General features: G+C 69.1%; 14 protein-coding genes. 10 read left to right on the top strand and 4 right to left on the bottom strand.

Features of this window, described 5'->3' with window-relative positions; translation table 11 throughout:
- The first annotated feature begins 78 nt into the window (after positions 1 to 78).
- Positions 79 to 486: a hypothetical protein gene (locus ACFV4K_RS30570; protein WP_379279598.1), complete on the top strand. Its 408-nt coding sequence runs from the start codon at positions 79 to 81 to the stop codon at positions 484 to 486.
- Positions 487 to 561: 75 nt separating this feature from the next.
- Here the strand turns inward: ACFV4K_RS30570 and ACFV4K_RS30565 are convergent, their stop codons facing one another.
- Complete coding sequence (locus tag ACFV4K_RS30565) at positions 562 to 1,539, bottom strand: 5'-3' exonuclease H3TH domain-containing protein (RefSeq protein ID WP_379279597.1); 978 nt, start codon at positions 1,537 to 1,539, stop codon at positions 562 to 564.
- A gap of 389 nt (positions 1,540 to 1,928) precedes the next feature.
- Here ACFV4K_RS30565 and ACFV4K_RS30560 point away from each other — a divergent pair, with 389 nt between their 5' ends.
- Positions 1,929 to 3,056 (top strand): M24 family metallopeptidase, encoded by a 1,128-nt coding sequence (locus ACFV4K_RS30560; protein ID WP_379279596.1) that lies wholly within the window; start codon positions 1,929 to 1,931, stop codon positions 3,054 to 3,056.
- Between the two features lie 21 nt (positions 3,057 to 3,077).
- Here ACFV4K_RS30560 and ACFV4K_RS30555 read toward each other — a convergent pair whose 3' ends face one another.
- Entirely contained in the window at positions 3,078 to 3,506 is a 429-nt protein-coding gene (locus ACFV4K_RS30555) for a PPOX class F420-dependent oxidoreductase (protein ID WP_379279595.1), read from the bottom strand.
- 67 nt (positions 3,507 to 3,573) lie between these two features.
- Between ACFV4K_RS30555 and ACFV4K_RS30550 the strand changes: the two genes are divergently transcribed.
- Positions 3,574 to 4,335, top strand: a complete 762-nt coding sequence (locus tag ACFV4K_RS30550; RefSeq protein WP_379279594.1) for an SDR family NAD(P)-dependent oxidoreductase — start codon at positions 3,574 to 3,576, stop codon at positions 4,333 to 4,335.
- Positions 4,332 to 5,576, top strand: a complete 1,245-nt coding sequence (gene cbiE / locus ACFV4K_RS30545; protein ID WP_379279593.1) for a precorrin-6y C5,15-methyltransferase (decarboxylating) subunit CbiE — start codon at positions 4,332 to 4,334, stop codon at positions 5,574 to 5,576. The genes ACFV4K_RS30550 and cbiE overlap by 4 nt, the downstream gene beginning before the upstream one ends.
- 18 nt (positions 5,577 to 5,594) lie before the next feature.
- On the opposite strand, the gene ACFV4K_RS30540 is transcribed toward cbiE, so the two are convergent.
- A complete protein-coding gene (locus tag ACFV4K_RS30540) occupies positions 5,595 to 6,131 on the bottom strand; it encodes a hypothetical protein (RefSeq protein ID WP_379279591.1) in 537 nt (178 codons plus the stop codon).
- A 530-nt stretch (positions 6,132 to 6,661) separates the two neighbouring features.
- Here ACFV4K_RS30540 and ACFV4K_RS30535 point away from each other — a divergent pair.
- From ACFV4K_RS30535 to ACFV4K_RS30520, 4 genes are all read left to right on the top strand, one after another.
- Complete coding sequence (locus ACFV4K_RS30535; RefSeq protein ID WP_379279590.1) at positions 6,662 to 7,054, top strand: nitroreductase/quinone reductase family protein; 393 nt, start codon at positions 6,662 to 6,664, stop codon at positions 7,052 to 7,054.
- 102 nt (positions 7,055 to 7,156) lie between these two features.
- A complete protein-coding gene (locus ACFV4K_RS30530) occupies positions 7,157 to 8,041 on the top strand; it encodes an alpha/beta fold hydrolase (RefSeq protein ID WP_379279588.1) in 885 nt (294 codons plus the stop codon).
- 131 nt (positions 8,042 to 8,172) lie between these two features.
- Entirely contained in the window at positions 8,173 to 8,919 is a 747-nt protein-coding gene (locus ACFV4K_RS30525) for a pirin family protein (RefSeq protein ID WP_379279586.1), read from the top strand.
- A 115-nt stretch (positions 8,920 to 9,034) separates the two neighbouring features.
- Positions 9,035 to 9,238, top strand: coding sequence for a cold-shock protein (locus ACFV4K_RS30520; protein WP_357085479.1), 204 nt, complete (start codon positions 9,035 to 9,037; stop codon positions 9,236 to 9,238).
- A 110-nt stretch (positions 9,239 to 9,348) separates the two neighbouring features.
- Here ACFV4K_RS30520 and ACFV4K_RS30515 read toward each other — a convergent pair whose 3' ends face one another.
- A complete protein-coding gene (locus ACFV4K_RS30515) occupies positions 9,349 to 10,209 on the bottom strand; it encodes a hypothetical protein (RefSeq protein WP_379279585.1) in 861 nt (286 codons plus the stop codon).
- Between the two features lie 361 nt (positions 10,210 to 10,570).
- Here ACFV4K_RS30515 and ACFV4K_RS30510 point away from each other — a divergent pair, with 361 nt between their 5' ends.
- Both ACFV4K_RS30510 and ACFV4K_RS30505 read left to right on the top strand, forming a co-directional pair.
- A complete protein-coding gene (locus ACFV4K_RS30510; RefSeq protein WP_379279583.1) occupies positions 10,571 to 11,332 on the top strand; it encodes a sigma 54 modulation/S30EA ribosomal C-terminal domain-containing protein in 762 nt (253 codons plus the stop codon).
- 142 nt (positions 11,333 to 11,474) lie between these two features.
- A complete protein-coding gene (locus ACFV4K_RS30505; RefSeq protein ID WP_379279581.1) occupies positions 11,475 to 12,434 on the top strand; it encodes an acyl-ACP desaturase in 960 nt (319 codons plus the stop codon).
- Positions 12,435 to 12,465 lie beyond the last annotated feature (31 nt).

Raw genomic sequence — 12,465 nt, 5'->3', positions numbered from 1 at the left:
GCCAGGGGTTGTCTGATCGCGTTCGGGGGGTAATGTGGGCCGAAATTCTTTCGGTTGATTCGTGATCCGGGGGGCGTTATGAACTCGATTTTTCGAACCATCGGCTGGACCGCCACCGCGGCTGTCGTCGCGAGTGTGGGCCTGGCATCCACGCCGTTCGCGGGGGCGGACGGACCCGCCCCGGTCGTGAACGACTGCATCACCAACCACACCGTGGAGAAACCCGGCAGCATGCTGCTCGCCTGCGGTGACGGTGGGCTCAGCGTCCGCGACATCGCCTGGAGCAGTTGGGGTTCCGACACCGCCGAGGGCGACGGCACCGAATACCGGCGAGTGTGCGAGCCCAGCTGCGCGGCCGGGCACACGGCCAGCGGCGCGACCCATGTGACGCTGCGCAAGGTGCAGGACGGCTACTTCACCGAAGCCGCCATCACCGATCTCGACGGCAAGTCCGAAACCTGGCCGGTAGGACCGATTCGCCGCTGATCGCGGCCGGCTCGACCACGATCGCTGATCGCACGCCAGGTGGCCCGCTACCGCTGTTTCAGCGGGCGAGTTCGGTCAGGAGGCGGACCGCTTGGCCATGGCGGTGAGCAGGCGTTTGACCGGGCTCTCGGCGTTGTAGGCGGCGGACAGCGCGGCCAGTCGCTCCGGATCGGCCGGGGTGAGCGGCAGCAGGTCGGGGCCGGAGTATTCGACGGTGGCGTCGCGGACGACCCGGACCACCGGGGCCGCGGCCTTCAGATAGTCATCGGCGGCAACGAGTTTCGCGCGCACACCCTTCGCGAGATCGGAGTCCGGGTCGGCGGCCGCCTCCCGCAGCGCCTCCACCGAGCCGAACTTGGTGATCAACTGGGCGGCGGACTTGTCGCCGATTCCGGCCACACCCGGCAGGCCGTCGGAGGCATCACCGCGCAGCGTCGCCATATCGGCGTACGCGGGGCCCGCGATGTCCTCGGGCACACCGTATTTGGCTGACACCTCGGCCGGACCCCACAGCTCGGCCTTCGCCAGCCCGCGCCCGACATAGAACACGCGCACCGGCGGCGTCGGCGTATCGCGGACCAGTTGCAGCAGATCGCGATCGCCGCTCACGACGATCACCTCGTCGGCGCCCTCCCGCGCGGCCAGCGTCCCGATGACGTCGTCGGCCTCGAGACCCTCCGCGCCCGCGGTCGCGATCCCCGCCGCCTCGAGCAGCTCCATGATCATGTCGACCTGCGGTGTCAGGGTGTCGGGGACTTCCTCCGCGATCACGCCCGCGACCGGCTCGCCCGCGTCCTCGGCCACCCGGTGCGCCTTGTACGACGGCAGCAGGTCCACCCGGAACCGCGGCCGCCAATCCAGATCCAGGCAGACCACCAGCCGGCTCGGCGCGTGCTGCTTGACCAGCGCGGCGATCATGTCGGTGAACCCGCGCAGCGCGTTCACCGGCCGCCCGTCGGGCGCGGTGATCTTCTCCGGGATCGCGTAGAACGCCCGGAACCACAGACTGGCCCCATCGAGCAGCAACAGCGGACCGGCGGCAGGGTTGCTCATAGCGCACGACCCTACCGTTCGCCCCTGACAGCGCGGCCGATGACGGCGCGGAGAGTCCAACCCTTGGATTCGTGCCCGGGTCCATCGAATTCGATGTGCCGACGGTGGCCGCGGTGTGTCGAGCCGGTACGGCGCTGCGAGCGCGGTTTCAACGGCAGGGCGTCGCGGGAAACGCGGCATGGCCTGCTCAGAGCGCGGATCTGTTGCGCGGCGGCGGCGCGCGCCAGATGCGACCGTGCGCTGCAGCGCACAGCGCAGTTGTTCGCGGGTCGAAAGGTGCTCGGCGGCAGGGTGGTCGGGTGATGCGGCGGTGGGGGTACCCGGTGGTGGGGGTGCGAAGTTCGGCGGTGGCTGGAGGGTGGCGGGGCGGGGGAGTAGCGTCGGATGGCATGAGCTCTCATGACGAGTCACGGTTCGCGGCGGAGGTCTATGGGGCGCGGTTGGAGCGCGCCGCGCGGTTGGCCAGGGATGCGCATCTGGACGCGCTGCTCATCACCCCCGGGCCTGACCTGCGGTTTCTCATGGGGTCGCGGGCGCAGTCGTTCGAGCGGCTGACCTGCCTGGTGATCCCGGCCAGCGGGGAGACGCCCTCGGTGGTGATCCCGAAGCTGGAGCTGGCCTCGCTGAAGGGGTCGGCGGCCGGGGAGCTGGGGTTGCAGATCGTGGACTGGGTCGACGGGGTCGATCCGTACCGCATCGTCAAGAACGTTCTCAATGCCGGTGCGCGCGTGGCGGTCACCGATGTGATGCCCGCCCTGCACCTGCTGCCCATCGCCGATCAATTTGGCTCGCTACCGGTTTCGGCGACCCCGCTGCTGCGCGAGCTGCGAATGCGCAAGGACCCCAGCGAGACCGAGGCCCTGCGGCGCGCGGGCGCGGCCATCGACCGGGTGCACGCCCGCATGGGTGAGTTCCTGCGCCCCGGCCGCACCGAGGCCGAGGTGGGCGCTGACATCGCCGCCGCCATCGTCGAGGAGGGCCACACCGAGGCCGACTTCGTCATCGTCGGCAGCGGTCCGCACGGCGCGGACCCGCACCACATGGTGTCCGACCGCGTGATCGAGCCCGGTGACGTGGTGGTCATCGATATCGGCGGACCGGTCGAACCCGGCTACTTCTCCGACTCCACCCGCACCTATGTGCTGGGTGAGCCGAGCGAGGAGGTGGCGGCCCAGTTCGCGGAACTGGAACGCGCCCAGGCCGCCGCGGTGGCGGCCGTCCGCCCGGGCGTCACCGCCGAGTCCATCGACGCCGCCGCCCGTGACGTGCTGGCCGCGGCCGAGCTCGCCGACTACTTCGTGCATCGCACCGGCCACGGCATCGGCCTGTCGGTGCACGAGGAGCCCTACATCGTGGCGGGCAACGACCTGATCCTGCAGGAGGGCATGGCGTTCAGCATCGAGCCGGGCATCTACTTCCCCGGCCAGTGGGGCGCCCGCATCGAGGACATCGTCATCGTCACCGCGGACGGCTGCGAGTCGATGAACAAGCGTCCCCACGGGCTGACCCGGCTATGACCGCCGAGCCCCCGCGGCAGGTCAGTGGCCGAGGGCGGGGGCTCCCGGCTTGAACACGCTGCTGGCCAGCACGCGCTGGACCTGGATGGCGATGACCACGCGGGTCGGGTTCTCGCGGGGCTGGCGGTAGCGGCCCGCGTAGCGGTCGACGGCGTCGGCCACCGCGGCCGGGTCGTCGAGCACGGTGGCCGGTCCCTCGAGGGTGATCCAGCGCGGGCCGTCGACCTGGCTCACCGCCGCGTACCCGGAGCGGCGCACATTGTTGGCCTTCACCGAGCCGTCGTTGGTGATGATGCGGGCGATCCCGGCCTCCGGATCCCAGGTGAAGCCGACGGCGACGACGTGCGGGGTGCCGTCGGCGCGCAGCGTGGACAGGGTGGCCAGGTGACGTTCGGTGACGAAGTCGGCGGCGGCGGGGGACAGTTCGGGGCGTGCGGCGGTGCTGGTCATGATTCGACGCTAGCAATCCACCGTCGGGCGCACCGGGCGGTGGTGCCCGGGTGGCACACTGTGGGCCATGGGTTTCGGATCGCGGGACGTCGACAAGGGCGTCGTACTGGTGCTGGGTGGGCGCAGTGAGATCGGGCTGGAAGTGGCGCGCCGGCTGTCGCCGGGCCGGGAGGTCATTCTCGCGGCGCGCGGCGCCGACCGGTTACAGGCACAGACCAAGGAGCTGCTGATCGCGGAGGCGGCGGCGGTGCACTGCGTCGAGTTCGACGCCGACGACATGGCCTCGCATCAGCCGTTGCTGGAGAAGATCATCGCCGAGCACGGGCGCATCGGCGTCGCCGTGGTGGCCTTCGGAATCCTCGGGGATCAGGCACTGGCCGAACAGGATCCCGAACACGCGGTCGCGATCGTGCAGACCGATTTCGTGGCGCAGGTCAGCGTGCTGACCAGTCTGGCGAACCTGCTGCGCGAGCAGGGTGACGGGCAGATCGTGGTGTTCAGCTCCATCGCGGGCGTGCGGGTGCGGCGCGCCAACTACGTGTACGGGTCGGCCAAGGCGGGCCTGGACGGGTTCGCCACCGGCCTGCAGATGGCCCTCGAGGGCAGCGGTGTGCACCTGCTGATGGTGCGGTCCGGGTTCGTGATCGGCCGCATGACCGCGGGCATGAAGCCCGCCATCATGTCGAGCACCCCGGACCAGGTGGCCGACGCGGTGGTGGCGAGCCTGTACCGGCGCGCCCGCAATGTCGATGTGCCGCGCCGCATTCGGCTGCTGTTCATCGCCATGCGCTTCACCCCGCACGCGCTGTGGCGGCGGGCCCGCCGATGACCGACCTTCCCGTGCCGTCGGTCCCGATCGCCGTGATCGGGATCGGGGCCGACGGCTGGGACGGCCTGGGCGGTCCGGCGCGGCGCGAGATCGCCGCCTGCGATGTACTGCTCGGCTCCGCACGGCAATTGGCGCTGATTCCCGAGGGCGAGACCGGCGCGGAGCGGGTGGCGTGGCCCTCGCCGCTGGTGCCCGCCCTCCCGGGCCTGCTGCGCGAGTACGCGAACCGCAAGCTGGGCGTCCTCGCCAGCGGTGACCCCATGTTCTTCGGCATCGGTGTGACCCTGACGAAACTGGTTGGGGCCCAGGCGCTGCGCGTGCTGCCGCAGCCGTCGTCGGTGTCGCTGGCGTGCGCCCGCCTGGGCTGGGCGCTGGATGCGACGCCGGTCGTCAGCGCGGTCGGCCGTCGCGTGGAGACCGTGCTGCCGGAATTATCCTCCGGCCGCAGGATTCTCGTCCTGAGCTCCGACGAGCACACCCCGGCCCTGGTGGCGGAGCTACTGGCACGCAATGGATTCGGCGAGTCGGCTCTCACGGTCCTGGAACAGCTTGGCGGTCCCGCCGAACGCCTGGTGACCGACACTGCCACCCGCTGGGATCACCCTCTCGGTGACGCGTTGAACATCATCGCGATCGACTGCGTGGCGGACCCGTCGGCACCGCGGCTGACTCGCCTGCCCGGCCTCCCCGACGGGGTCTACGACGGCGACGGCCAGCTCACCAAATCGGAGGTGCGGGCGCTCACCCTGTCGGCGCTGGCGCCCGCGCCCGGCGAGCTGCTGTGGGACGTCGGCGGCGGGTCCGGCACCATCGCGATCGAGTGGTGCCGCACCCACCCGTCGTGCCGGGCGGTCACGTTCGAACGGGTCGAGAGCCGCCGCAAGCAGATCGCCGCCAATGCCGCCGCCCTCGGCGTCCCCGGCGTCGATGTCCACGGTCCGGCTCCCGATGCCTTCGCCGACCTCCCGGCCCCCGCCGCGATCTTCATCGGCGGCGGCCTGACCCAGGACGGGATGTTCGGCGCCTGCTGGTCCCGCCTGCGTCCCGGCGGCCGTCTGGTCGCGAGCGCCGTGACCGCCGAATCGGACAGTCTGCTCCTGCGCCTGGCCGACCAACACGGCGGCACCCTGCGCCGCTTCCAGATATACCGCGCCGAACCCCTCGGCGGCTTCACCGCCTGGCGCCCCCAACTCCCCGTCACCCATTGGGTGACGACGAAACCCGCCGCGCCACCAGGTTAGCCATGCCGAGGCGCGCGGTCAGCCGACCGGAGGGAGTGCGAGGGGGCCGGGTTCGAAGACGGTGACCAGGACGACGATATTGCCGTAGGGGGCGGAGCCGTTGGCGAGGCGGTGCGCGGCCTTGGCCAGTGACGTGCGCCAGCCGTACTTGGCTTCGATCGCGGCTTCCACCTTGGGGAGCAGGTCGCCCTCGGGGACCAGGTTGGCGTGGCCCATGAGCTGACGGCTGCCCACAGCCGGGTTGCCGCGCCAGTCGCCGGGCTGGACCAGGACGCGGGGGTCGAGGGCGAGTTGCTCGGCTTCCGCGGCGAACGACGAGACGCGGAAGGCGAGGCCGTTGTCGCCGAAGGGAATCACCAGCCGCGGGGCGGTGACCAGTTGGCGGTGTCCGAGAGTCCTGGTGACCAGTGCGGTCTTGGCCTTCTCCCAGACCGTCGACGGCCGCGCCGCCGCGGCCTGGGCCGGTATGGTCCGGTCCGGTGTGGCCGACACGGCCACCGTGGGTCGCGCGAACGGGGTGCGGCCGACCGCCGCGTCGATGGTCATATCGGTCATCGCCTTCGATCCTTCCGTGCCGGTTCCTCTGCCTGGGCTCGGTGTCGGGCGCGCGCGAGCCGGTGCGGTTCGGCACCAACACGGCGTTTGCCGTGTATTCGCTCATCAGGCGGCGACCCTTTTACTGTCGGTCGGTCCAACCGGTCCGCGCAAGAGCGACACACTGGGCCGCTCCTTGGGTTTCGCCACTCGTCACCTTCGGGCCACCCTGCCCCAATGCATCTCGACGGCACTGAGCCCTCCCCTTCGATAGTCCCGGCGTTTCGCGGATCCGGCAACGACACTGGTCAGGCGCATGTGCACCGGTAACGGAAAAGTCGCTCCAGGCGGCGTCAGTGGGACGCAGGCGCATAGGTGACGTGTCTCGAATCCCCGCGGGTGGAACAGGTCGGTCTGTGTGAGGCCGGGCTGGGGGACCGGGTGTCGTGTTTACTGACGGTATGGCGCTGTTCGGTCGAATGGTCTCGGCCGGTTCGCGATTCGCGAATCGTCGCGGCATCTACCTCGGTCGTCGATCCACGAGAGTGCACGTGCGCGTCTATCGGTGGTCGCGCGGCCGGATCGGCGGGCGCGTGCCGGGTTGGCGGGACGGCCGCATCCTGCTGCTGGACCACGTCGGCGCGCGCAGCGGTGTGCGCCGGACCTCCCCGCTGATGTACGTCGAGGCGGATGGCGTGCTGGCCGTCGCCGCGTCCAAGGCGGGGGAGCCGGAGCATCCCGCCTGGTTCCACAATCTGCTCGCGCACCCGGACACGGTCGTGCGGGTCGGCGGCACGGTGCGGCCGGTGCGGGCGCGCGTGGCGACCGCGGACGAACGGGAGCGGTGGTGGCCGCGGTTCGTGGCGGCGATGCCGGACTTCGCGTTCTATCAAGAGCGCGCGGCCGGACGGCTGATTCCGGTAGTGCTGCTCGAGCCACGGTGACGGTTCCGCGCCGGGCTGTCCGTTCGGCCCGAATTGCCCTGCCCCCGTGTGGAACAACGTTGTTTGACCTGTTGGGGGCGGGTTTCGCCTAGGCTGGCCGACGTGAGTGCTGCCGTGTCGCGAACGATTGCTTTGCCGCACTGCCGGGTGAGTTACGCCGAGTACGGTGCGGGGGATGGGATGCCGGTGCTGTACTGCCACGGCGTCCCCGGAACGCATGTCGAGGGTGAGGCTTTCGACGAAGCCGGGGCCGCCGCCGGGGTCCGCGTCATCGCGGTCGACCGCCCCGGCATGGCGGAATCCTCGCTACCGGCGGGGGAGCAGGTCGCCGACTGGGCGGCCACCGTGGCCGCCCTGGCGGACCGGCTGGGCCTCAACCGTTTCGGTGTGATCGGTGTGAGCGGCGGCGGACCGTTCGCCCTCGCCGTCGCCGCACGCCTGCCCGATCGCGTCACCGGCGTGGCCCTCGTGTCCGCTCCCGCCCCGGCGAGCGAACAGCCCGCCGCCGAGGATCTCGACCCGGTGGCGCTGCGCCGGCGCAAGGGGTTGAACGTCCTGCGCCGCGTCCCGTTCCTGGTCCACCCCATGGCCCTCGAGATGTCGGTGGTCATCCGCCGCCGCAATGGCGTCGCGGGCCTGGTCTCGCAGATGGCCCCCGTGGACCGCGACCGTGTCGAGGCCGACCCGGAGCTCTCCGCCAAACTCGACACCAACCTGCGCCGCAGCTTCGAACAGGGCAGCCGCGGTTTCGCCGCCGACATCCGCCTGGTCTTCACCCGCGACTGGGGTTTCGACCTGACCGAGGTGACCGCCCCCGTCCAGGTCTGGCACGGCGAAGCCGACGGCAATGTCCCCGCAGCCGATGCCACCCGCCTGGCCGCGGCCCTCCCACGAGCCCGCCTGCATCGCGTGCCCGGTGCGGGTCACCTGCTGTTCGTCGAACGGTCCGCCGACATCCTGGCCTCGTTGCGAGCCGATCTGGCCTGAGCCGCCGCGCCCGCGCCGGGTCACGCCGGCGATCACCGCCGCGGTGCGGTGTGAGGCGTGGCTCGGCCGGGAATGCCCGGCCGCCCACCCGGCTTACAGAGGCGGGAGGGATCGGCTGGTGGAGGTGAGCGATGGCGGTGCGTGAATCGGAGGTCCGGGTGGTCCCGGCCGCGGATCGGTGGCGGTGGCGTAGCGGGTGGCTCGATTCCCGGCAGTCGTTTCCCGCGACCGGCAGCTTCGATCTGGCGGCGAACGCGCACGGCCTGCTCCTGATCCACAACGAGGACATCGTCGATCCCGGTGAAGGGTTCGACACCCATCAGCACCGGGATATGGAGATCGTGACCTGGGTGCTGGAAGGCACTGTCGCGCACCAGGATTCGGCGGGCAATTCCGGTCTGATCCATCCCGGCATGGCGCAGCGCATGAGCGCGGGCGCCGGAATCATGCATTCGGAGCGCAATGGCGCGGGCTATCTGGAGCGGGAGCGGCTGCATGTCGTGCAGATGTGGGTGCCGCCCGACGAGCCCGGGGTGACCCCCGGCTATCAGGAATTGGATATCGCCGACCGGTTGACCGGAAACGGTCTGGTCACCGTCGCGTCCGGGATGCGCCGAGACCGCGATCGGACAGCCATCGCGATCGGCAACAGTGGAGCCGCCTTCCAAGTGGCGAGGCTGGACCCCGGCCACGCCATCCAGGTCCCCGACGCGCCGTACGGCCATGTCTTCGTGGCCCGCGGATCGGTGGATTTCGAGGGCTCCGGCAGGCTGTCGCACGGCGACGCGGTGCGCATATCCGCAGGTGGCGGGCACACTGTGACCGCGCTGGAGCCTGCCGAGGTGCTGATCTGGGAGATGCATACCGCACTGGCCTGAGTGTGTGCTCAGGCACGATTGTTAGAGATTATTTCCAAAAGGTGGCATTCTTTAAGGCTGAGAACGGGCTGTCGAACTGATCGCCCGGCTCGCTACAGAAAGAACGCATCAAGTAATGACGCAAGGCACTGTGAAGTGGTTTAACGGCGAAAAGGGATTCGGCTTCATCGCCCAGGACGGTGGCGGCGCCGATGTCTTCGTCCACTACTCCGCGATTACCGGCTCCGGGTTCAAGTCCCTCGATGAGGGTCAGCGCGTCGAGTTCGAAATCGGCGAAGGCCAGAAGGGCCCGCAGGCCCAGCAGGTCCGCGCCATCTAGTCGTCGACCACGAGGAAGCCCGCGCATCACCGCGCGGGCTTTTTTCGTGCCCGCGTCTCGTCACCCCGGGCAACCTCGACTGCGAGGGCTCGGCAACCGGAACCCTGCTGTCACTCGGGCTCGGCGCCGCTGCCTCCGCGTCCGCCGCTGACGATATTCAGCCCGTCGACAGCTCGCTCGCCCTGTGTTTCACCATCCCGGTGGATTCGGCCGATCTGGTCTGGTGCCTGTGCATCGGGGCGATCGGACCGCTGTGCGCCCGGATTCGCCGATTCTGTCGCGCCGCTGAAGAAGTCGCGGTAGACGCGGAACGCCATGGCCAGGTAGGCGATGGTCTTGGGGATCATCAGCAGTCCCAGTTGCGGGATGCGGCGGGCCCACAGGATGACCGGAAGGTAGCAGGCGAAGGAGGCCGCCATGGCGTCGGAGAGGAAGCGGAAGGTGCGGTCGCCGGTGCGGGTGGCCTCTCGACGCATGAGGTAGATCTCGCTCGCGCCCACGGCCAGCAGCGGGACGTTGCGGTCGACGCCGTATCCTTCCGGGGTTTCGTCCTTGTCCCAGTTGTTGAACGGGGTCGCCAGCAGGATCAACCGCACGAACGACAGTCCCAGCAGCGACCGGGTGAAGCCGTCCCAGGACCGCCGGAACCGCAGCCGCCAGGCATCCAGGGACAGCACGTAGAACAGGGTGATCGTGATCGAGGTGGCCATCTCCCCGAGTCCGATCAGGCTCGCCCGCCGTCCCCGCCAGGTCAGATACCCGCGGTCATCACCGCGTGCCATCGACACCGCCCGCAATGCCAGATGGGCGGTGTCGCCGGTCGCCAGCAGCGTGAACGCCTCCTCGAACCGGGCCGCGGTCTCGCGCTGTTCCTGAGGAACCCGGTTGCGGTTCCTCCTCATGGCGATCACCAGCCCCCAGATGACCGCCAGATAGGACACGTTGAAAGCCAGCTCGAATCGTTTTCGCATAACGGTCAGTCTGTTGTGTCGACCCGGTCCGGGAGCAGGGCCCAAGGTCCCTTTGCTTCCGACGTCCGATGGAGATCCCACTCCAACCTCGGTCATCCCGCGGCCGGGGCATGAGTCGGCCGAAGGACACTGTCGAGTCGCCAGCTCGAGATCAGCCGGCCGGCGCGGGCGCGGTGCCGGACCGGACGGCTGAACCGGTTCTATTGGGTCGGCGAACGGTCCGGTTGATTGCAGAAGAAGGCAATGCAGAAAGCCTGCACATCGGTGACCTTCGGCCCTTCTCCGAGCCGTACGTGGAGCGGCACCCTCGGCATGCACCGTGATGCGGTGTCCGGCGTGCGGAGAATGTGGAGGTGGTGCGATGCTGCGGGCGTCCGAGGCGTGGACCTCGATGGCGTTTCCTGAGGTGGTCGTGGTCGCACGAGGTCGGGTGCCGATGCTCGAGGGGGAGCGGTACGCCGGAGCGGTGGGCCGTCAGCTGCGACGTATGTGCGTGGAAGACGGTGCGCGGCTGCGGATCACCGGGCCGAATTGCGATATCGGTCCCTTCCTTGCCCAGGTGAACCTGTCGGTCGGTGGCGCCGCGATGCGGGTGCAGACGCTGACCCATGGGGCGGGAGATGCCCTGCCGGTGGTCGTGCGGCTGGAACGCCAGGTTCTGGCCGCGCAGAAGGCATGGCAGCCGCGACCATGGCCGGAGACCGCTCGCCGCTCGTTGGACGCGCCGCTGCCGGGTTCGATCTCGCGCCGTAAATCGGTTCCATTGCAGAGCATTTCGCCGATGGAGGCGGCCATGATGATGGACTCGATGGACTACGACGCGCACGTGTTCATCGACAGTGATACCGGCGAGGACGCCGTCGTCTATCGGGCCGGACCCACGGGGCTGCGGCTGGCGCGCACACATAGTGTCCGGCCCCCGGGCGGGCGTGGCGACACCGCCGGATCCTTCGTCACCGATTCGCGTCCGGCCCCGGTGCTCACCGAAGAAGAAGCGGTGCAACGTGTTTGCGACAACGGGTTGCCGTTTCTGTTCGCCGTCGATCCGGACACCGGCCGTGGGCGGCTGCTGTACCGCCGCTACGACGCCGATCTCGGACTTGTCGCTGCTGATACCGGGTAATCGCGACCGCGAAGGTTCGTAGCCCTTTCCCCATACCTGTCGTCCTACCCCGATGTGCGCTTCTTCGTGAACGCCTGCGGGGCGTATCGCCGTGCTCCACCTCTCCGATTCCTGTCTCCGAAAATGAAAGGCGGATAGTCCGTTGGCGCGTGAACTGACTCAGCTGGAGATCCTCACCGAACTCGAATCCGAGGCCGCGGCGGCACTGAACCGGCATTTGTCGATGGCCAAGGATTGGCACCCGCACGACTACATCCCGTGGGACGAGGGTCGCAACTTCGCCCAATTGGGCGGTACGGACTGGGATCCCGAGCAATCGCAGCTGTCCGAGGTGGCGAAGGCGGCGCTGATCACCAATCTGCTCACCGAGGACAATCTGCCTTCCTATCACCGGGAGATCGCGGAGAACTTCTCCCAGGACGGTGCGTGGGGTTCCTGGGTCGGGCGCTGGACGGCGGAGGAAGCCCGCCACAGCATCGTGATTCGCGACTATCTGGTCGTCACTCGCGGTGCCGATCCGGTTGCGCTCGAGAACGACCGCATGACGCATATGACCAATGGCTTCGCTCCGCCGGTGGATGAGATCACTGCCGCGGGGCAGGCCGGATTCCTGTATTCGGTCGCGTACGTGTCTTTCCAGGAATTGGCCACCCGGATCAGCCACCGCAATACCGCCGCCGTATGTGGCGATCCGATCGCCGATCGCATGTTGCAGCGTGTCGCGCTGGATGAGAACCTGCACATGATCTTCTATCGCGCGATGTGCGGCGCGGCGCTGGATCTGGTCCCGGATCAGGCGATGGAGGCCATCGACCTGATCGTGGAGAATTTCCGCATGCCCGGCGCGGGAATGCCCAACTTCCGGCGCCACGGCGTGCTCATGGCCAAACACGGCATCTACGATCTGCGCCAGCATCTCGAGGAAGTGCTCCAGCCGGTCATGCGGCAATGGAACATCTTCGACCGCGACGACTTCGGACCTCGTGGCGAGCAGGCCCGGGACCGCCTGGCGGGATTCCTCGACAACCTCGAGCACAATCAGATCCCCCGCTTCGAGGAACAGCGCGATCGCGCCCTCGCGCGTGAGGCTGCTCGGGTCTGATCACCATCGCCGCGGCGGTGTCTTGTCTCTG

The sequence above is a fragment of the Nocardia sp. NPDC059764 genome, assembly GCF_042732555.1.
Classification (GTDB): domain Bacteria; phylum Actinomycetota; class Actinomycetes; order Mycobacteriales; family Mycobacteriaceae; genus Nocardia.
Note: the sequence above shows the minus strand (reverse complement) of the source record. Positions and strands in the feature narration are given on the sequence as shown.